This is a genomic window from Neobacillus vireti, assembly GCF_036962345.1.
Lineage (GTDB): Bacteria > Bacillota > Bacilli > Bacillales > Cytobacillaceae > Neobacillus > Neobacillus vireti_A.
In genome coordinates, this window is record NZ_JBALNB010000009.1 from 234225 (window position 1) to 254812 (window position 20588).

At 38.5% G+C, this 20588-nt stretch carries 18 protein-coding genes; 3 read left to right on the forward strand and 15 right to left on the reverse strand.

The annotated features are described in order from the left end of the window. Positions 1-86 precede the first annotated feature (86 nt). Positions 87-929: an aldo/keto reductase gene (locus V7108_RS11825; protein WP_335568337.1), complete on the forward strand. Its 843-nt coding sequence runs from the start codon at positions 87-89 to the stop codon at positions 927-929. Positions 930-1176: 247 nt separating this feature from the next. Here the strand turns inward: V7108_RS11825 and V7108_RS11830 are convergent, their stop codons facing one another. The 6 genes from V7108_RS11830 to V7108_RS11855 all read right to left on the reverse strand — a co-directional run bounded on the left by V7108_RS11830 (position 1177) and on the right by V7108_RS11855 (position 7739). Continuing rightward, positions 1177-2151 carry an electron transfer flavoprotein subunit alpha/FixB family protein gene (locus V7108_RS11830; protein WP_335568338.1) on the reverse strand — a complete coding sequence of 325 codons (975 nt, stop codon included), beginning with the start codon at positions 2149-2151 and terminating at the stop codon, positions 1177-1179. A 15-nt stretch (positions 2152-2166) separates the two neighbouring features. Further along, positions 2167-2937, reverse strand: coding sequence for an electron transfer flavoprotein subunit beta/FixA family protein (locus V7108_RS11835; RefSeq protein WP_335568339.1), 771 nt, complete (start codon positions 2935-2937; stop codon positions 2167-2169). Between the two features lie 68 nt (positions 2938-3005). Next, positions 3006-4130: an NAD(P)H-dependent flavin oxidoreductase gene (locus V7108_RS11840; RefSeq protein WP_335568340.1), complete on the reverse strand. Its 1125-nt coding sequence runs from the start codon at positions 4128-4130 to the stop codon at positions 3006-3008. Between the two features lie 378 nt (positions 4131-4508). Next, positions 4509-4790, reverse strand: coding sequence for an alcohol dehydrogenase catalytic domain-containing protein (locus V7108_RS11845; RefSeq protein WP_335568341.1), 282 nt, complete (start codon positions 4788-4790; stop codon positions 4509-4511). 285 nt (positions 4791-5075) lie between these two features. Beyond that, entirely contained in the window at positions 5076-6497 is a 1422-nt protein-coding gene (locus V7108_RS11850; RefSeq protein ID WP_335568342.1) for an MFS transporter, read from the reverse strand. A gap of 117 nt (positions 6498-6614) precedes the next feature. Further along, entirely contained in the window at positions 6615-7739 is a 1125-nt protein-coding gene (locus V7108_RS11855; RefSeq protein WP_335568343.1) for an NAD(P)H-dependent flavin oxidoreductase, read from the reverse strand. 358 nt (positions 7740-8097) lie between these two features. Between V7108_RS11855 and V7108_RS11860 the strand changes: the two genes are divergently transcribed. Then, a complete protein-coding gene (locus V7108_RS11860) occupies positions 8098-9306 on the forward strand; it encodes a TetR/AcrR family transcriptional regulator C-terminal domain-containing protein (protein WP_335568344.1) in 1209 nt (402 codons plus the stop codon). A 62-nt stretch (positions 9307-9368) separates the two neighbouring features. Here the strand turns inward: V7108_RS11860 and V7108_RS11865 are convergent, their stop codons facing one another. The 7 genes from V7108_RS11865 to V7108_RS11895 form a co-directional block, all read right to left on the reverse strand. Further along, positions 9369-10298 (reverse strand): MBL fold metallo-hydrolase, encoded by a 930-nt coding sequence (locus V7108_RS11865; RefSeq protein WP_335568345.1) that lies wholly within the window; start codon positions 10296-10298, stop codon positions 9369-9371. Continuing rightward, positions 10288-10680, reverse strand: a complete 393-nt coding sequence (locus V7108_RS11870; RefSeq protein ID WP_335568389.1) for a Zn-ribbon domain-containing OB-fold protein — start codon at positions 10678-10680, stop codon at positions 10288-10290. The genes V7108_RS11865 and V7108_RS11870 overlap by 11 nt, the downstream gene beginning before the upstream one ends. Before the next feature lie 8 nt (positions 10681-10688). Then, entirely contained in the window at positions 10689-11846 is a 1158-nt protein-coding gene (locus V7108_RS11875; RefSeq protein WP_335568346.1) for a thiolase family protein, read from the reverse strand. Between the two features lie 44 nt (positions 11847-11890). Beyond that, on the reverse strand, positions 11891-12679 hold the full coding sequence (locus tag V7108_RS11880) for a crotonase/enoyl-CoA hydratase family protein (protein ID WP_335568347.1): 789 nt from the start codon (positions 12677-12679) through the stop codon (positions 11891-11893). Between the two features lie 106 nt (positions 12680-12785). Next, on the reverse strand, positions 12786-14909 hold the full coding sequence (locus V7108_RS11885) for an acetate--CoA ligase family protein (RefSeq protein ID WP_335568348.1): 2124 nt from the start codon (positions 14907-14909) through the stop codon (positions 12786-12788). 40 nt (positions 14910-14949) lie between these two features. Continuing rightward, positions 14950-16128, reverse strand: a complete 1179-nt coding sequence (locus V7108_RS11890; RefSeq protein WP_335568349.1) for an acyl-CoA dehydrogenase family protein — start codon at positions 16126-16128, stop codon at positions 14950-14952. 17 nt (positions 16129-16145) lie between these two features. Continuing rightward, positions 16146-17321, reverse strand: coding sequence for an acyl-CoA dehydrogenase family protein (locus V7108_RS11895; RefSeq protein WP_335568350.1), 1176 nt, complete (start codon positions 17319-17321; stop codon positions 16146-16148). A 660-nt stretch (positions 17322-17981) separates the two neighbouring features. On the opposite strand from V7108_RS11895, the gene V7108_RS11900 reads away from it, so the two are divergent. Continuing rightward, complete coding sequence (locus V7108_RS11900; protein WP_335568351.1) at positions 17982-19598, forward strand: MFS transporter; 1617 nt, start codon at positions 17982-17984, stop codon at positions 19596-19598. A 567-nt stretch (positions 19599-20165) separates the two neighbouring features. Here V7108_RS11900 and V7108_RS11905 read toward each other — a convergent pair. Together V7108_RS11905 and V7108_RS11910 are read right to left on the reverse strand one after the other, a co-directional pair. Continuing rightward, on the reverse strand, positions 20166-20315 hold the full coding sequence (locus V7108_RS11905; RefSeq protein WP_335568352.1) for a hypothetical protein: 150 nt from the start codon (positions 20313-20315) through the stop codon (positions 20166-20168). After that, positions 20302-20535, reverse strand: a complete 234-nt coding sequence (locus V7108_RS11910) for a hypothetical protein (protein ID WP_335568353.1) — start codon at positions 20533-20535, stop codon at positions 20302-20304. Before V7108_RS11910 ends, V7108_RS11905 begins: the two co-directional genes overlap by 14 nt. Positions 20536-20588: the final 53 nt, after the last annotated feature.

The following is a 20588-nucleotide window of genomic DNA, read 5'->3' on the forward strand; positions in this document are numbered from 1 at the left end:
ACGTCGCCTTTTTTCCAAATCCCCTTAATGAAAACGATACAGAGTTGTGTTAACCTTTAGATATTAAAGGAGAGGAGTGTTAGTTTATGGAAATTAGTATTCCAGAGATTACCTTAAATGATGGATTAACTTTGCCCGTGATTGGTTTTGGTACATACCCCCTTAAAGGAAAGGATGGAGTAAATGCCATCGTAAGTGCGATCAATAATGGCTATCGCCTTATTGACTCAGCTTATAATTACGAAAACGAAGGAACGGTTGGGGAAGCTGTTCGCCGCAGTTCTGTACCAAGACATGAATTACTCATTACCTCCAAACTTCCAGGTCGCTATCAGGAATACGACAAAGCGGTAGCAACCATTCAAGAATCTCTATACCGAGCTAACCAAGATTACTATGATTTATACCTCATACACTGGCCGAACCCTAACCAGGATAAATATGTAGAAGCTTGGCAGGCTTTAATTGACGCTAAAAAATGGGGACTCATTCGTTCAATCGGGGTTTGTAATTTCTTACCTGAACACCTGGATCGTTTGGAAAAAGAAACCGGCGTCAAACCAAGCATAAATCAAATTGAGTTACATCCATTCTTTAACCAGGCTGAACAAAGAAAATATCATGAAGAGAAAAATATTACGACAGAATCTTGGAGCCCTTTCACTCGCGGATTCAAAGACTTAGAAATTGATACACTACAAACAATTGCTGTCCATCATAACAAAACGATTCCACAAATCGTTTTACGTTGGCACTATCAGCTTGGAGCGATTTCAATTCCTAAATCAGCATCACCAGTCCGCCAATTAGAGAACATTTCCATTTTTGACTTCTCACTGAATGAAGCAGAAATGGCTATGATTTCAGCCTTAAGCACCCCTGATGGAAGGATTGCTAATCAGGATCCTGCGGTTTATGAGGAATTTTAATTAGGTTCGCTGAGTTCACTCTCATCTCATTCATCTTACATTGAGTCAATCACGCAATTAATATAATTGTAACCTGGTATTTACAGTAATACTCAGGTTGCGTCACTCCAGCACCTATGAAAAAATTTAACCTCCTAGCCATCATTGACTAGGAGGTATTTTATGATATAAAACATCAACCCTACAAATTTTCTTGATTGCATGGGAATTGAATTCATAAACCTGAAAAAAGATTGACTTTTGACAGCTAGTAAACAGCCACACTCTTAAATTCTTCTATTAATAATGGAATCACTTCATATAAGTCTCCAACGATTCCATAATCAGCAATGCTGAAAATATTTGCTTCAGGATCCTTGTTAATCGCAACAATCACCTTTGAATTGGACATCCCGGCTACATGCTGGATTGCCCCTGATATACCACAGGCAATGTATAAATCTGGTGTAACAACTTTACCTGTTTGACCGATTTGAATGGAGTAATCACAGTATTCAGCGTCACAAGCACCGCGTGAGGCACCCAAGGCCCCACCCAACAAGTCTGCGAGCTCTTGTAGTGGCTTAAAACCATCTTTACTCTTAACCCCACGGCCTCCAGCAACAACAATTTTTGCTTCTGAAAGATCAACCCCAGTTGTCGCTTTACGGACAACATCCTTAACAATAGTTCGTAAATCCTTTATATCAACATCCATGGTGATCACTTCACCAGAACGTGTTTCATTCTTTTGCAGGGATGAAATATTATTTGGCCGAATGGTGGCCATTATCAATCCATCCGTAATCATTTTCTTTTCAAAAGCTTTCCCGGAATAGATGGGACGAGTAAAAACAACCTGTTCTCCAATCATTTCAAAACTTGTAGTGTCTGAAATAAGTCCAGATTTTAGTTTCGCGGCAATTCGTGGTGAAATATCTTTACCTATTGATGTATGGCCTAATATAATTCCCTTCGGATTTTCATTCTCAATCACTTGCATAACCGCCTGTGAGTAAGCATCAGATGTGTAGGATTCTAAATTGCTGTGGTGTGCGATTATGACACGGTCTGCACCATAATGAATCATGGAGTCGGCAAGGCTTTGTGATACATTGCCAAGCAATAATCCCACCACTTCTCCTCCATCTGAAATTTGCTTGGCCGCTGCAATGGCTTCAAAAGAAACATTTCTAAGTTCACCTTGACGAACTTCACCTAATACCAACACTTTTTTTCCCACGTTGTTCAGCCCCCTTTAAATGACCTTTGCTTCAGATTTTAATAGAGAAATAAGTTCTTTTGCTTGCCGTTCGATGTCGCCTTCAAGAATTTTCCCAGCCCCTTTAACCGGCGGTAGAAATATATCAATTGTCTTTAATTTTGCCTCAACTTCCTCCTCATCTATATCTAAATCATCCAATTCCAAGATCTCCAGTGGCTTTTTCTTAGCTTTCATGATTCCAGGTAAGGAAGGATAACGAGGCTCGTTTAGTCCTTGCTGACACGTGACAACCAAAGGAAGTTTTGCTTCAATCACTTCCAAATCACCTTCTGCATCCCGTTCAATTGTTGCATTCTCACCATCAACGACAAGCTTAGTAATGGCAGTAACTACATCCATGCCTAGTTCTTCTGCAAGTCTTGGGCCGACCTGACCGGTACTGCCATCAACGGTTACATTTCCTGCCAAGACGATATCAGGATCTTTTTCTTTTAAAAATGCTGCTAATATAGTGGCTGTAGTGAATGGATCTCCCGCTACTACATCTTCATTATTAATGAGAACAGCTTTATCTGCCCCCATAGCAAGTGCCGTTCGCAGTTGTTTTTCAGCCTCGTCCTCACCGATTGTCACAACGGTTACTTCACCACCATGCTCTTCACGCAATTTAATGGCTTCTTCAATCGCATATTCATCATAAGGATTAATAATGAATTCTGCCCCATCCTCACTTACCTTGCCATCTTTTATCACAATTTTTTCTTCGGTATCAAACGTTCTTTTCATAACCACAAAAATATTCAAGAAATATTCCTCCTGTCTCTTTTAATATGGAAGGAAGCAAAGGAATCTGTCCCTTGCTTCCTAGCAATCTACTTTATTTCGCTTGGTACGACTGTATTTAATCGGTCAACTGCTTCAATAAATTCTTCCAGCATTTCTTCAATAACACGCTTCACGGTTTTCTCTTTTGTCATCATTCCGACAACCTGTCCAACGATTGGTGTCATCAGTTCCTTCGCTTTTGCCCGCTCGATTCGAATGTTTGGTTCTCTCCAAAGCATCATCTGCCTTGGTGCCCCAAGCGTTTTTGGCGCGTCAGGATCTGCCCAGGCATCGGTAATACTATTACGAATCATACGAACTGGCTTTCCTGACATATGTTTGGATTGGACAGTGTCACTTGCACTTGCTCGAAACATAATTTCCTTCTCCTCTGGTGTCGCTTCACTTTCCCTCGTTCCCAGCCAAATTGATCCACACCATACACCGGCAGCCCCCATTGCAAGTGCAGCTGCCATTTGATTCCCACGCCCAACCCCACCTGCTGCCAATACCGGGATATCTAGTGCTTCAGCTAGTTCTGGCCATAAAACCATGGAAGTTATTTGGCCGGTATGTCCTCCTGCTTCATAGCCTTGAGCAACGATCATATCCACTCCTGCTTCTCTACTTTTTAAGGCATGTTTGAGACTTCCCGCCAACGCCCCCACTTTAATTCCAAGCGAATGTGCACGCTCGATGTGATGCTTTGCAGGTGCTCCTAATGCACTTACAATCAACTTTACTTGTGGGTGACGATAGGTGACTTCCAATAATTCTGCGATAACTTCCGGTTCCATCTGTACCATACCAAGAATTCTTTGTCGAACTTCACCTTTTACATCATCTGGAAGTTCTGGTATATTTGCTTGTTCAAGAAGCTTATTAGCAAAGTCAACTTGCTCTTTTGGCAGTATATCTTCCAGTTTAATGTCCTTTCTAATAACATTCTTTTCATATGTGGCAGGCATAAGAAGGTCTACACCGTACGGCTTTCCACCAGTATGTTCATCAATCCACCTTAATTCTTGTTCCAACAATTCTGGTGAAAAACCAGTTCCACCAAGTACACCAAAGCCCCCTGCTTTTGAAACTTCCGCAACAACATCGCGGCAATGACTGAATGCAAAAATCGGTAATTCCATTCCTAGCATTTCTGTAGCTTTTGTTCTCATAAGATTCTCCTTTCAATTGTTAAATCTTCAACCTTATTCTGATTAAACTAACATAATAACGGAATAAGGTAGACACATAACTGTGTTTTAATATGAAAATAGCAGTTGACAATTGTAAACGCTTAACTATTTTCTTGATATTATCTTATTGAATTTTCAGATAACCTTCAATCATCACTTTTTCTACTAAAGTTTATTAATAGACAACTTGAATTAGAAAGTATATGAAAAGAAAGGATATAATAACAAAAAGGAGTATGATGATTACAGCCAATAAAATGTACCACCTCTGCCATGTTTTTCCGGCAATTGCCATGAAATGGACCGCTTGCTGCCAACGCGTTTACCAATAGGATAAATTCAATACAGTTTGTGCCTTCATACTGTCCCAGTATGGACTTGAGTCTGGTTTGCTACCCGGTCGCCTGGCTTAAAGTCTTTTACGGCGCTGCAGACTTCCTGTACGATTCCCACTGCTTCATGACCGATGAAGTTTCCAAACATGCTCTGAAAGCTGCCGTGTTCGACTAGATGCACGCCAGAAGTACAGGGAGCAACTGCTGTTACCTTGATGATTGCATCGGTTGGGTTCATAATAATGGGATCTGGCTTTTCAATGATTCCCGTTTGGCCTTTTCCAAGCATTGCAAATCCACGCATAATAATAACTCCTTTTTAAATTGATTTATTCGAACGTTTAAAGCAAAAGGAAGTGCTTTCCTCTATAACAACACTAGTGCCTTGAATTCAATTTATAAAAAGAAATTATGAGATGCGGTACAATTTGTAGATCTAACCATTTACAACAAAAAGAAAGCAGTCGACCTGTGGCCGGCTGCACTCCTGACTTAAAATTCATTTACTTGCAAACACCGGTGTTTTTTGTTTTGAAAGACCTTAGAATAAATAGTAACAAGCAAAGGGAAATTAATAACGTACTTAATATTACTTTAAGATAGTATTCTCAGATTCACGCTTTACATTAATGCCCTTGTTATTCAAAAAATGCATAACGAAAAAGAAAATCCCATTCATTATCGTAATTAATGCCATCAAAAAGAAAAGATTGCTATATACATTCCCAGATACGCTACTTTGTGCAAAAGGGTTAAATAAAATCTCAGCATGTTGATAGTCTAAAAATTTACCGATAATGGAGCCACTAAAAGCACCCGCAATAAAATTAGTAAGATTATAGATTCCCATGCCGGTCCCCAAGTGCTCTCCTTGAATTTCATTAGATATGATACTTGTCATTGAAGTTTGAATAAACGGAAAAGCAATCAAGCAAAAGATAAAAACACTACTTATTACAATGGGTGACAATCCAATAAATGAGGACAAAAACATGGTGCCTACGATAATCAATGATAAACCAATAAAGGTAATACGTTTCGGGCCAAAGTGATCTGTAGACCTGCCAGCGAGTCCCCCAATTAATGCACTTGCCATTGCACCAGGAAATAAAACGACACCAATTTGAATCGTATCTAAATGATTAACATCTCGAAGCATTTGCGGGAGAGCGAACATATTCCCGAACATAATAAACGAACATAGGAAACCTGAAATAATAGCTGCCGTGAACTGCCTGTTTTTAAACATGGCGGGATTAATGAATGGTGCTGTCCTTCTCTTTATCCACCAAACAAACAATACAATAAAGACAAGACTAATCATTAGGAGATTCCAATTAAACGAGGTGTTAAACAAGATAAATGCAACGATTGATACAGCTAAAATAATAGCCCCAATAAAATCAACACGTCCAGCTTTCTTTTTTTCTTTAGGAAGCAGAAATACCAATAGTGGAAGTGTACATGCTGCAAACGAAGAAAATAAAAAGATAAATTGCCAATTTAAAAACCCTGCAATTACGCCGCCCAAAACGGGACCTAACCCAGACCCGAATGCCAGTGTAGAAGAGAATAAACCTAACATTCTCCCTTTTTCCTTAGGAAATAAGCGCGCAGGAATGGTAAAAACAATGGCCGGAAATGAAGATGCTCCACAGGCTTGAATGATTCTTGCCAGCACAATCAAATAGAATTCTGACGCAAAAAAACCTAGCAGTGAACCTATTACAAACAAACTATTACCTATAATTAATAAAGTTCGTATTGAGTAAATATCACTTAAATTTCCATACAACATGGACCCAATTGCATAAAATATTATATAAGACGTTACCACCCAACTAACTTTAGATGGCCGGATTCCGAAGGATTCTGAAATATCAGGAATAGATACCATAAACATCGTAGCATTCATTACAGAAAACAATAATAAAATGCATAAAATAAGGACTAGCCGTTTTTTTTCAGAAATAGAAATATCATAACGATAGCCCTCCGTTGTACCTTCCACCAGATTATCCTCCTTTTTCGGCTTGCTTTCCATTAAAAAAAGTAAACATAAGAACCGTCCCCCTGTTTCTTGTAAATAGAAGGAAGCAAGGGAATCGGCCCCTAGCTTCCCGGCAAACTACTTTATTTCGCTGGGTACTACTGTATTTAAACGTTCGACCGCCTCAATGAACTCTTCCAACATTTCTTCGATTACACGTTTCACCGTTTTCTCTTTCTTCATCATTCCGACAACCTGTCCGACAATTGGTGTCAATAGTTCCTTCGCTTTTGCCCTTTCAATCCGAATTTGAGGTTCTCTCCAGAGGAGCACTTGTCGTGGAGCCCCAATTGTCTTTGGTGCATCTGGTGCTGCCCAGGCATCTGTAACACTGTTCCGAATCATCCGAACTGGTTTTCCTGTCATATGTTTTGACTGAACAGTATCCGCTGAACTTGCTTTGAACATAATCTCCTTCTCCTCTGGTGTTGTTTCACTTTCCCTAGTTCCCAGCCAAATCGAGCCACACCACACTCCTGCAGCCCCCATCGCGAGTGCCGCAGCCATTTGATTTCCACGGCCAACCCCTCCTGCAGCCAATACTGGGACATCTAGAGCTTCCGCGAGTTCTGGCCATAAAATCATAGAGGTAATTTGTCCGGTATGCCCCCCAGCTTCATAGCCCTGGGCAACAATTAGATCCACTCCTGCTTCTCTACTTTTCAAGGCATGTTTGAGACTACCTGCCAACGCCCCCACTTTAATGCCAAGAGAATGTGCACGCTCGACATGGTGTTTAGCAGGTGCCCCAAGAGCACTAACGATTAACTTTACTTGAGGGTGACTATATGTTACTTCTAATAATTGTTCGATTACTGCTGGTTCCATACTCATCATACCAAGAATTTCTTTTCGAACTTCTTCTCTTACATCCTCTGGCAATTCAGGGATATTTGCTTGATCAAGTAGCTTATTTGCAAAACCTACCTGCTCTTTTGGCAAAATATCTTCCAGTTTAATATCCTTTTTAAACACATTCTTTTCATATGTTGTAGGCATAACAAGATCTACGCCGTAAGGTCTTCCACCAGAATGTTCATCAATCCATCTTAACTCTTGTTCCAACTGTTCTGGTGTGAAGCTAGATCCACCAAGGACACCAAAGCCGCCAGCTTTTGAAACCTCCGCAACAACATCTCTGCAATGACTAAACGCAAAAATCGGTAGTTCCATTCCCAACATCTCTGTAGCCTTCGTTTTCATAACATTCCCCTTCCTTTGTTCAATTCGGAACCTTATTTCGCTTATAGTCCGCATCAAATAAGGCTACAAATGAAATAAATTTAGTTTGAAAATAGCAGCCAGGACTTGTAAGCGCTTAACTATCTTCTTGATTTAATAGTATTGAATATTCAGACAGCTATCAATCATCACTTTTTCTCCTAAAGTTGATTAATAAACAAGGTGGAATAGAATGTATTAGAAAAGAATGGATGTTATAACAAAAAGGTAAAGAATGATACAAATCATCGAACCCATTGTAAACGCTATCAATATGTGTTATATTATTAATTGTTATAATTTTTGAAATTTTCATTCTAAATAATAGGAGTTGCATTTAATGTCTAAAGAAATGTTAAAATCTCAAATTGACCTAATGAATGCACTTTTAAAAATCATGGCACAAACAGAATATCCCTCAATCACTGTATCACAAATATGTCATGTCGCTGGATATAATCGAGGAACTTTTTATCAAAATTATTCCAGTAAAGATGAGCTATTGCATGATACAATCGATACAAAACTCCAAGATATGTTTAAAATACTCAAAAAACCTACATATTCAATAAGTAAACAAGGTCTTAATAACACATATGAGCACTTATCACTCTATAACTTACTGATTTATGTGAAGGAAAATTATACATTTTTTAAAACGGTAATCGAAGACAAGCATATTATCGGTTTTCGTGCCAAAATATTTTTAAACTATCAAAATTATTTACAAGAAATGTTACTTAATCCCATTGAAAATCCTAATAAGGACTCCGACCTTGATAAAATTTATTATGTTTATTCAGCTGCTGCATCTATGGGCATTATTACATTTTGGATTAATCAAGGTTTGAAACAATCACCTGAATATTTAATTAGCCAGTTTTTAGCCATTGTTTATCAAAGACCACATGATTTAATTATCGGGAACTTTCCATTTAAACATATAAAAACAAAAGGTCGAAAAGAAAAAGACCCTAGAATTCTCCGCACACAAAAATCTCTTTCGAATTCACTTATCCAATTAATGGATGACTATAAATATAGTGAAATAAAAGTAAACGGGATCTTGGAGCATGCACATTATAACCGGTCCACCTTTTATTCTCATTACAAAAGTAAAGATGATCTATTTTTGGAAACGGTAATGGATTTCGTTGAAGAAATGATTAAATCGATTCGTAAGGTAAACGATGACCAATCCATCGGTTACAACAGCCCTTTAATCAATTTTTTTACATATATATATGAAAACTCAAAACTACTAGAAGTAATCGGTAAAAATAATCAAGTCCCTGGATTTTATCATAAAATCTATCAGGGATTAGTAGATTTTTTATGCGAGGAATTGAATGGCCGATTTGACTATGATATCGAAATTTATTCCAACTATCTTGCATCCACGTTATTAGGCGTCATCAGTTTGTGGGTTTACGAAGATTTGAAATATTCTCCCCGATTTATGGCAAAAGTATTTAAGCTTTACTTAAGTAAACTTCCAAAGGAATCGGACGTAAATCTTAGCATGATAAAGGCTTACACCAAAGTGTAAGCCTTTATTAGTCATTTCTATTTTAATTATTTGAAAGGATATCTCTACTTATTGGCGTTATCCTAAACAGCACGATAATAAATCTTCCCATCATGAACCTCTTTTATTAATTGGCCAATTGTCTCTAAATAAATTAATCTCGTAATGATCGCCATAAACTGTTCAAATAGGAAACCTTTGTTGCGATTTTCATACATATGCTCAAAAATCTGAGCCGCTGACATGCTCTCTTTTGTCAAAATATCCAAGATTTGGCCGAGTCGACGTTGGTGCCTTGATTTAATATCATCGATTCTAGTTGGTAAATTAGTAATTAATTGGCCATGTCCTGTTAAGGCTAGTTTTACCGGATAGATATTCATCTTGTCAAGGGAGGTAAAATAGTCTTTTAACGGATTTTCTCCTTCTTCTCCTCTAAGCTCAATCATTGGTGTGACAGCAGCCAAAACATGATCACTCACAATCATAATTTGTAGCTCACGATTATAGAAACAGAATTGATCTCGCGAATGTCCTGGCGTCCAGATTGCTTCAAACCAGGAATTTCCCAGCTTGATCTTTTCACCATCTTCATAAAAGTCACTTGGTATGAAATCATATGGAGAAGAGTGAATATCAATACTTTTGGGTAATTTTGGTCCACTATGTTGGTTTAGAATCGATTGAAGTGGACTATCTTCTATATATCTATGCTTCATACGGTTTAACTCTTCAAAACTATGGTTAGAAACCGTGATTGGAACATTGCACTTTCCCTGAAACCAACCGGCCAGTCCACAATGATCAGGATGCGTATGAGTCAACACTACCTTTTCGATAGCCGCACCTGATTGTAGAAACTTCTCCCATACATAGATGGATTCTTTCGTATCTCCTGTATCAATAACAGTAAAGCCCTTCTCCCCTTGAATTAGATAGGAATTGACAGATTTTAAGCTATAAGGTAAGGGGAGGACCATCTGAAAAATTCCATCAGCCACTTCATTTAACATTTTCTACAGGCCTAAATAATGGAATCCTTTTCCCTTCTTGCTCTTTATAAAAAACTTCTACCTCTTGACCAATAAAAACATCTTGAGGATTTTCTATTTCTATTCTTGTATTCATTAGCGGCCCTTCCGCTAGTTCGACGATAGCGGCCACATATGGTACCAGGTCTTTGAATCTCGGCATCCCATCCATCATGACAACAGAATAAGTCAATATTTTTGCCTTGCCAGATGCGTTTACAAATGATAGATTCCCTAAATCTTTCGGACAGAACGCTCTTGGATAAAATACATACTCCCCACAGCTATCACATTTTTGAATAAGCAATTCAGATCGTTCGAGACCCTCATAAAATTCCTTTGTTTCTTTGTTGATATATTTCATACTCACGCTTATCCCCTCCTTAAGACGAGTGTACATTCATTGGAAAATAGTCCGCCATTTGTATTGGTCACTCCAAATTCCAAATCTTGAACCTGCCGAACTCCTGCTTTCCCCATTAACTGACGAACCACTTCAACAACATTCACCATTCCCCCGGCATCTCCAGGCTGTCCGGCTGATAACTGTCCACCGCTTGTGTTAACAGGAAAATTCCCTTTAAAAGTTAAATCATGCTCCTCGACAAAACGGGCACCTTCGCCTTTTTTACAAAAGCCCATATCTTCAATGGTTAAAAGGACAGCAATGGTGTAACAATCATAAAACCCGCATATACCAATGTTGTCAGTTGACACGCCGGCCATTTCAAAGGCAATGGATGAAGCTTTCTTAATTGGTGTCACTACGCCATTCTTTAACAAATCTGCATCTGATAATAAGAAGTGGGTACTATAAAACCCTGCACCATCTATATAGACGGGTGTGTTTGTAATCGATTTTGCCTCTTCCCCTCTGCTGACAATGAAAGCAATGGCACCATCACAAGGTGAAACAATTTCAAATAGACGTAGAGGCGAACTAATAACTGGAGATTGAAGAACTCCCTCAATGGTCAATTCTTTGTGCCCAAATAATGCATTATCAGTGTGGTTTGCATTATATCGTTGTTGAACCGCAATTTTTGCCCGTTGCCATTGGGTATCCCCATATAAATGTTCATATAAATTTGTGACCATGGCATAATTTGACGTTGCCCCGCCTCCATAAAATAGAGCATTATAATTTTCCATTAAATCATGAGGTTCTGTCGAAAAATGCTTCAAAAAGTTCTGATCTGCGCCAACGACAAGAACATTTCTAGCTGCACCGCTTGCCACCGCTTCAGCAGCTTGTTTTAAAGCATATCCTCCTGAAGCACCGTATACAGAAACTTCATCACTATATGTCGGTTTTATTCCTAAATAATTTGCTAAAGTATTATTTAAACGGGCGGCTGTTGATAATGGGCTTAATGTAATAATTCCATCAATATCGGAAATGGACAGATTGGCATCTTTTATTGCTGAAATAGAAGCCTCACTAGCCAACTCAAAAATGGTTTTCCCGCTATCTTTCAAAAATTCTGTTTCCCCAAATCCAACAATTGCCGATTTTCCGCGGATACTCATGTCGTTCCCCCTCCTACAACTTTCGTTAAAAGACTATGAATCTTTTAACGCCCTACCCATTGAGGCTTTCTCTTCTCTGCAAATGCTCTAGGACCTTCTTTACTGTCTTCAGATTCCATAAGTCTCTTTGTGTATTCATTATTAATTTCCCAGGCTTTTGACGGATGGTCCAGTGGTACATCTAACCCGCGATAGATAACGTCTTTACTGACACTTACAGCCACCGGAGCATTGGCAATAATTTCATCAGCAAGTTCAATCGCCTTATCTAATAGCTGTTCATGAGGAACCACCCGGTTCACCAATCCCCACTCCTTTGCTTCTTCCGGGGACATTGGTCTGCCTGTTAAGATCACTTCTGTTGCTACTTTTAAAGGTAACTGCCTTGGTAAACGAAGCAGCCCTCCCGCTCCGGCTACGATCCCTCTTTTTACTTCAGGGAGCCCAAATGTTGCTTTTTCTGAAGCAACAATTAAGTCACATGACAAAGCAATTTCTGTTCCGCCCCCTAATGCAAAACCGTTTACTGCGGCAATAATCGGTTTATTGATATAATGTTGGGCGATACCGGCAAATCCCCATCTTTCTGCGTCTTTCGGAAATATACTTTCCCCTCTAGCGACCGCTTTCAAATCCGCACCTGCACAAAAAGCCCGATCCCCTGCACCTGTAATAATGGCACACCATAGATTTGTATCTTCCGCATAGTCATCTAATGCCGTTCCGATTCCTTGCCAGACGTCAGCATTCACTGCGTTCATCGCTTCTGGACGGTTAATCGTAATAATGGCAATTCTTCCTCTTTTTTCATATAAAACTGCTTCATTACTCATATTTGTCATCTACCTTTCTTGTTATCGATTATTTTTAAAGAGGCTGTCTAATAAGGAGGCTGCACTACAATTTGGCACTTTCGATTTAGACAGCCCCTTAAGCAATTTATTGCTCGACTATGGCTTTTTCTCTTTCTGCAAGTGTGATTAATCCATCAAGAGCGACAACGCCTTTTCCTTCTTCCCGAACAATTAACGGATTAATTTCAATTTCCGACCAGCCTTCACCAAGACTGAATGCCAGATTAGAAATATCGGCTAATACTTTCGCAAGTGCAGGAACATCATATGTTGCACCGTTTCGGAAACCATCAAAGAGCGGATAGCTTTTCAATTCCTTTACCATTTCCAATGCATCTTTTTCAGTAATTGGCAATAACCGTTGGGAGACATCCTTTAATAACTCTACATACACCCCGCCTAAGCCGCACATGATAATCGGACCAAAAACAAGATCACGATTGACACCAACGATGGTTTCAAGAAATGGTCCTTCAACAAGTTCTTCCACTAAAATTCCTTCGATTTTTGCATTTGGCACATGTTTGCTTACATTTTCTGTAATGGATTGATAAGCTTGGATCAATTCCTCTTCGTTTTTAATCGGCAACACAACCCCACCCACATCACTTTTATGAGTGATCTCCGGAGATACAATTTTAGCAACTAACGGATAATGTAATCCAGCTGTCTTATTTAATAAATCTTCTATATTCTTCCCGACTATCCCAACAGGTACTGGAATATTTGAGTCCTTTAATATTTGCTTCACTTCAGGCTCAGTTACAGTTGCTTCATTTGGAAGATAAAACTTCAACTCATTTTCATCTGCTGAAACGGTGTTAATTCGATCTCGTTCTGCACAGATTTTTTCATAGCTTAAGAGATAATCTAATGCTTTTGTAGCACTCACTACATTACTGAATGCCGGAACTTTATTTTCATTTAAATACTCCCTAACTGGGCTTATTTCCTCTTCAGAGCCAGTTGTTAAAACAATAATTGGTTTATCTGTTGTTTTAGCAACATCCAAAACGTCTTTGGCAAAATTTAACCCTCCGTTTGATTTTCCTAATGGTAAATGGATAATCAGGGAGTCCACTTCTTCCGCTTCTGCTAAAGTTTGAATACAATGCTTATAAATTGCCGGATTCATCATTAAAGTACTGGCAATATCAACCGGATTATCAACAGGAAGATAGTCAGCCACAACTTCTCTTAATCTATTTTTTGTTTGGTCTGTTAATGGAACTAAATCTTGATTATATTGGGCTAAATTATCAGCAATCATGATCCCGGTTGCTCCGGAAATGACAACGGTAGCTACCCGATTTCCTTTCGGATATTTTTTTCCATTGAAGGCTTTTAAGGCATCGATGATTTCTTCGATAGTATCCACTGAAACCAATCCATATTTATTTGCAACGAGTTCAAATGATTTACTTGAACCTGTTAATGATGCAGTATGTGACAGAGCCGCTTTCTGACCTGCTTCAGATCGTCCTGATTTATATACGACAATTGGTTTCCGATTTAGTAATGCCTTGGCCCCAATATCTTTTAATTGTCCCCCGCTCGGAACCGCTTCCATATAGGCGGCGATTACGTCCGTTTTTTCATCCTCAAGCAAAAACTCCATCACATCAAGTGTGGTTGTGTTTAGTTGATTTCCAGTGGTAATCATATAGGCAAAGCCTAATTTTTCGTCTTCCCCTTTATTGAGAATGGTATGACCTGTAGCTCCGCTTTGTGATACTAAGCCAATACTTCCATCTAACCACTTCAAGGCACCTTTATTGGTAAAGGACAGGTTAATCTTGTCGATTACATTTGTAATGCCCATTGTATTCGGTCCAATGACCCGGATGTCATGATCCTTACAAATCTTTTTAATCTCCTCTTGTTTTTGCTTACCTTCATCTCCCATCTCAGCAAACCCGGCACTAAAGATAACCACATAGGAAACTTTCTTTTCCGCGCATTCTCTAATGGCATTCTCTACAAAAGCTACAGGAACGGCAATAATGGCTACATCAATTTCACCAGGAACTTCAACTACAGATGGAAAACATGGAAAACCTTCTATCTCTTGATATCGGGGATTTACACAATAAACATTCCCTTTAAAATCCAAATCAATAAAATTTCGTACAGCACTATTTCCAATCGCCCCCCTTTTTTGTGATGCCCCCACAATCACAACAGACCTCGGTCTTAATAAATACTCCATTTTATTTTCTCCCATATTCCCATCCTCTTCCTAATAGTAGTTAAATAGAATATGTCACATCCATATTCGTTTTTTGTTTCATTACATCATTAGAGCCAATGAATCTTATTAATTGATTTAAATGAAAATCTCTCGTTCCAAAGGATAGTTCAGCTGCCTTAGCACGGTTTGACCACAAGAATAAATCCGATTCAGTCGCATAGCCCATCCCTCCCCATAATTGGTGAGCCATGACAGTAATCGTTTTATAGGATTCACTTGCATATGCCTTTGCGATGGAAACTTCACGTTCCGCATCAAAACCTTCAGCCAAATTGGATATGGCTTGATAGGCAGCTAACTCCGATCCATCCCGATAAGTAGCTAAATTTGCCAAGTGATGTTGGACAGCTTGGAAACTTCCAATTGGCACGCCAAACTGTTTCCGCTGGGAAACATAATCAACGGTCATTTGAACGACTTTTTTCATTCCCCCGACCATTTCGAGTGTTTGTAAAGCTGTCGCCTTTTTGATGGCTAACTCCAGTCCTTCTCTCGCCTGTTGTGGTTCTCCTAATATATGTTCTTGTCCCAATTCGACTTCTGAAAAAGTGACTAGACTTTGTCTGTCTTTTCCAAAAGTATGATGTTGTTTTATATTTACCCCTGACTGGCCAGGCTCGACTAAAAAGGCTGTTAACCCCTTATTTGCCTGTGCATCTTCTGTCCGTGCGATAACGATCATCAAATGGGCAAGATGTGCGTTTTGAACAAAGCTTTTCGTACCCGTTAAGTAATAACGATTCTTATATTTACGAGCCATCGTCTGATAGCAATCTGGATTATGGATTGCCTGTGGTTCCATATAAGCGATTGTAGAAATGATATTACCATTGGCAATATCTGATAAATACTTGGCTTTCTGTGCCTCCGTACCGATTGCTTCTATTAAAAATGAGGCAAATAATGTGCTATAAAAGGTGGTTGGCAATAGGACTTTTCCCGATTCTTCATAGACAATTCCCAAGTCTAAAAGCGTCCCGCCAGCCCCATTATATTTTTCAGGGATGGCTATTGATAACCATCCAGCACGTCCCATTTTCCTCCATAATTCTTCTGAATGGCCAGTCGAATCAAGAGTTTGTAATTTTCTTATTAGTTCAGTCGTAACTTCCTTTTCAAAAAACTTCCGAACAGAACTTTGCAACATTTCCTGCTCTTCTGTATGTGTCATTCTCATAAGCAACACCCCCATTATTATTTTCTTGGCAATCCAAGCCCGCGTACCGCAATAATATTTCTTTGTACCTCATTCGTTCCTCCACCAAAGCGATGGAATGGTGCCAGTCGATACAAATGCTCTAAAGCCCCTACAAGTGGTGCCGCTTCATCTTCCTTGTTTAATTGACCGTACATATTCACAATCTGCATGCCATAATCAGCGACTTTTGTGTACAACTCAGTAGCAAATACCTTCATCATGGATGCTTCCGAGGAAATCTCTCTACCAGAATCTAGTAAACTCGCCCCACGATAGCCAAATAGTTTCGCAATCTCCAATTCCACATGAAGCTCTGCTAATTTATTTTTTACGTCAGGACGGTTAATGAGCAGTTCTCCATCAATGATTGTATGTTTACAAAATTCCACTAAATCATCATAAACTCTGTGAAGTTCAGCAGAGCCTCCCATCAGCACCCTTTCACTATCAAGGGCACCCGTTAAGATTCTCCAACCCTGATTGACCTCTCCAATAAGATTGTTTTTTGGAACTCTTACATTTTCAAAGAACACATCATTCGTTGTATGGTTTCCCCATGTTCTTTGTTTCACTAGTGTGACTCCCGGCGCATTATTCGGGATAATGATGACGGAAATCCCTTTATGTTTTGGCAGAGTAGGATCTGTCCGTACGGCAGTCCATTGATGAGTTACCTGGTGTCCAAGTGTATTCCAGGTCTTTTGTCCATTAATGACCCATTCTTCACCATCCAAGACGGCTATCGTCGTAAGGCCTGCTAAATCCGTACCAGCATTCGGTTCAGAGTAGCCAAGAGCAAAACTCGCTTCACCTGCCATGATTTTAGGAAGCCATTCCTTTTTATTCTCCTCTGTGCCAAACATAAAAATTGCCGGTGCTACAATGGAGAATGCAGCTCCTGATGGATGAGGCGCATTCATATAGGAAAATTCTTCATTGAAGATAAACTTTTCCATATTTGTGAGGCCTAATCCGCCCATTTCCTTTGGCCAGTTTATGGCTGCCCATCCTTTTTCAATAAGTTTTCTACGATACTCTCTTTCTAAAGGACCTATGGTTTTATCTTCGTTTTCTTCTGCTTCATGAAGTAACTCTGGTGTGACTGTTTCTTGTAGGAATTCCCTGACTTCCTGCTGCCACTCTAGTTGTTTCTCTGTTAATTGGAACTTCATCCATTTCCCTCCTCATCCCTGTAAGCGTTTTCTATATCAATTCTATTTTTAATAATCAAAATACTCAATAAACAAAAAAAGCATTATTAATGTTTAATAAACAAATACTACAAAATTATTAAACTATCTTATAGATAATCAACCAGAGGGACGGTTCTGTCGGCTCTTTTTGTGTAAATTTAAAAATGAAAAAGGCCATGAGAACCGTCCCTGTGGTACATATTAACAAAATCCTTGATTTATATAGAATAATCAAGAAATCCCAACAAATCGTCATGTCTTGTTTATAAAACAACTTCTAAATTCGTTTTGTTTATTGAATATTCGGATAATTGAAATTACACTTTTATAAGCAGCTCACTTCTTTAAAGAAATAGGATTTAATCGCTCTGGTATCAGATTTCTAGAGTTGCGAAATTACTTTTTATACTGGTAATCCTGAATTTTTAATAAAAACTTCAGAGACTATTAAAAGAAAAGGAATGGAGGTGATCGAAGATGTAAAATGATAGCAAACAAAAGCAATGTATGAAAGCGCTTTCCACATCTCTCAACTTTTCATCTGGTGCTTTTGAAATGGTAGTCCCAAGTAGAAACCAAAAAGAAAAACCACACGCATTTTTCACCATCAAATCCACATGGTCGATAGGAGGAAAAGAAATGAATAAGGAAATGACGAAACAAAGATCACCTTGGGTACCTTTTCTTTCATTGCTGTTTGCCGCATTTGTTGTTGTTGAGGCAATGGCCTTTCAAATGCCTGTATTACCCGTTATCACTAGAGAATTTGGCATTCCTGTTGCTTTATCAGGTTTAATCGCCTTATGTTATTATTTAGCCCATACAGTATTTGGACCAGTTTTTGGACATATTGCCGATCAGATTGGTCGTAAAAAAATCGTTTTAATTGGGTTTTCCATCTTTGCTTTTGCTGAGTTTATGGCAGCGCTGTCCCCAAATTTCGGCTTTTTCTTATTCGCCCGATTTATTCAAGGTGTTGGGGCAGCATGTATCATACCTGCTGCACTCTCTTATGCATCCTATCTTTTCCCTGCTCAAAAACGAGGTACAGCATTTGGAGTTTATTCTGGTATTAGCGCACTAGGTGCAGCAGCTGGTGGGATATTTGGTGGTATGCTTGTTGGCAATTTGGGATGGCATAGTGTCTACTACTTTACAGGAACTATATCCATTATTGGGCTCATTTTAGTTTGGGCTACCCTTCCTGAAACAGAATCCAAAGAAAGGACTCCATTTGATTTCATTGGTTCATTATTATTATTAACTTCTATAGGGTCGTTGTTATCAGTTACCTTGCTTATAGCAAATGTTGGTCTAACTTCTCCATTGACCATCGGAGTATTTGCTCTAGGTATACTGCTAGCGATATTGTTTTGGTTTTATGAATCCAAGACTAAACACCCGTTTTTAGATGTATCATTCCTCAAAAATCGAAAATTCATTGTCCCTTTGTTGATAGTGTTTATGTTGTCTATTTACTTTCAAGGGATTATTTACTCTACGGTATTCTTCACCACCCTAAAACCGGGAGGTGGACCAGAAATAACAGGAATGTTAACCAGCTTTATCTATCTTTCTTCCACACTTGCAGGATTTATAGGTGGCAAAATCATTGATACCTTTAGGATAAAACGTGTAATCGTAACTTGTGTCATTGGTTATATTTTTGGCTTAATTATGTTCTCTCAATTTAGTATTAATACAGCCTTTTGGTATATTACCTTAACCATTTCAATAATGGCGCTAACAAACGGGATTATCGTTGTTGCCGCAATGAAAATGGCCATGACAACGGTTCCAGAAGAAAAGTTAGGTTCTGGTTCCGGGACGTTTATTATGATTCGTGATATAGGGACTCCTACAGGACAAACAGCGGGCTTATCTCTTTTTGGGGCGATATCTGCTTCTTCTTTATCTTTGGCTATTGCTGATCAATCAAAGAATGCAGGGATAGATGAACGGTTCCTTCCAGCTATACAAGATGCTGCAGTAACATCTGGCAAGACGGTGGACCCTTCTTTAACAGAACATTTAAATCAGCTTGGAATAAAATTTATGGATATATTTAATTCAGCACAACTGGATGGAATGATCTTAGCATTAAATAAAATGGGAATCATCGTGTTAGTTTTAGCAGCCATTCCTCTGATCCTAACGTTCTTCCTTCCAAACCTGCCTAATGAAAAAGCCAACAAAACTAAAGAGGAGATCATCCCGCAAGATATGTCTGGAAGCCCATTAAATACATCGAAATAACATTATTAAGAAATACCGGGCAAAAACCAGTAACGGATTCGGTTTCCTGTCACAAAAATTAAAAATGTATATTAAAATGCCATCGAATTGTAATAGAATTTGATGGTCTTTTTTGTTGGTATTAAACGGTTTTTTGCAATATTTGGATTGAATATGTTATGTAAATTGCTCACTAAAACTTTTTATCATAAATTCCTCGATCCGATTGATTCAAATTGTTGTTTGACAAAAATAACGGACAATATAGCGAAGTTGCTCTTTTATTAAACCGAATGAGTATCATTGTACTAATTGTTTCAATTGGTATGGTAGTGTTAGCAATAGTTCTACCTAATCCGCCTAATGAGAGATCAGCTAAAAAGGACAAGAAAAGTAAAAATATTACGATCGAAGAAGTTATAGAACAGTAGTATTACAATTTTAGCAAGAAAAGTTTTGAGGTATCTCCATAATAATGGGGATACCTCAGTTTGACTTCCCTGCCAGTAAAAATTTCTATTTGCTATTAAACAAAAAAAAGCTGCCAAAAATTATCGCAACTTTATACATGGTACAAAATTTCTTTATTTATATTTCATTAAGCGATTGGTCTAATTGATTTTTTGTTAAATCCCTTTTTAGTTTTGTCAGAATGGCTGCTACCTGTACCATTTTTTCAAAAGTGCTTTTAGATTGTATTTCACCAAGCTTTTGTTTTGCTTCATTAATCGAATTCATAATACCACACCCGCTCATTCAAATATTTTACCTTTCCTTCCTCCTCAGCCTTTTTCCACCGTTTTATACATAATTCATCTAATATCTTTGCCTCATCTTTGTCTCGAGGTCGTGTTCTTAATAATCTTTCAGAAGATTTAGTTCGTAAAATGGTACGCTCAACTTCGCTTTTTTTTTCAAAAATTTGTTTATTAAGCTCTGAGAAATCCACTTTTCTCATACTAACAGCCCTTCCAATTCATTTTACACCGAGTATATCACGCAATTCATATC

Excerpts from the sequence above, each read along its gene's own strand:
- V7108_RS11825 (WP_335568337.1), top strand. The coding sequence starts at position 87 with ATGGAAATTAGTATTCCAGAGATTACCTTAAATGATGGATTAACTTTG.
- V7108_RS11840 (WP_335568340.1), bottom strand. The coding sequence starts at position 4,130 with ATGAGAACAAAAGCTACAGAAATGCTAGGAATGGAATTACCGATTTTT.
- V7108_RS11845 (WP_335568341.1), bottom strand. The coding sequence starts at position 4,790 with ATGCGTGGATTTGCAATGCTTGGAAAAGGCCAAACGGGAATCATTGAA.
- V7108_RS11855 (WP_335568343.1), bottom strand. The coding sequence starts at position 7,739 with ATGAAAACGAAGGCTACAGAGATGTTGGGAATGGAACTACCGATTTTT.
- V7108_RS11860 (WP_335568344.1), top strand. The coding sequence starts at position 8,098 with ATGTCTAAAGAAATGTTAAAATCTCAAATTGACCTAATGAATGCACTT.
- V7108_RS11865 (WP_335568345.1), bottom strand. The coding sequence starts at position 10,298 with ATGTTAAATGAAGTGGCTGATGGAATTTTTCAGATGGTCCTCCCCTTA.
- V7108_RS11870 (WP_335568389.1), bottom strand. The coding sequence starts at position 10,680 with ATGAAATATATCAACAAAGAAACAAAGGAATTTTATGAGGGTCTCGAA.
- V7108_RS11875 (WP_335568346.1), bottom strand. The coding sequence starts at position 11,846 with ATGAGTATCCGCGGAAAATCGGCAATTGTTGGATTTGGGGAAACAGAA.
- V7108_RS11880 (WP_335568347.1), bottom strand. The coding sequence starts at position 12,679 with ATGAGTAATGAAGCAGTTTTATATGAAAAAAGAGGAAGAATTGCCATT.
- V7108_RS11885 (WP_335568348.1), bottom strand. The coding sequence starts at position 14,909 with ATGGAGTATTTATTAAGACCGAGGTCTGTTGTGATTGTGGGGGCATCA.
- V7108_RS11890 (WP_335568349.1), bottom strand. The coding sequence starts at position 16,128 with ATGAGAATGACACATACAGAAGAGCAGGAAATGTTGCAAAGTTCTGTT.
- V7108_RS11895 (WP_335568350.1), bottom strand. The coding sequence starts at position 17,321 with ATGAAGTTCCAATTAACAGAGAAACAACTAGAGTGGCAGCAGGAAGTC.
- V7108_RS11900 (WP_335568351.1), top strand. The coding sequence starts at position 17,982 with ATGAATAAGGAAATGACGAAACAAAGATCACCTTGGGTACCTTTTCTT.
- V7108_RS11905 (WP_335568352.1), bottom strand. The coding sequence starts at position 20,315 with ATGAATTCGATTAATGAAGCAAAACAAAAGCTTGGTGAAATACAATCT.
- V7108_RS11910 (WP_335568353.1), bottom strand. The coding sequence starts at position 20,535 with ATGAGAAAAGTGGATTTCTCAGAGCTTAATAAACAAATTTTTGAAAAA.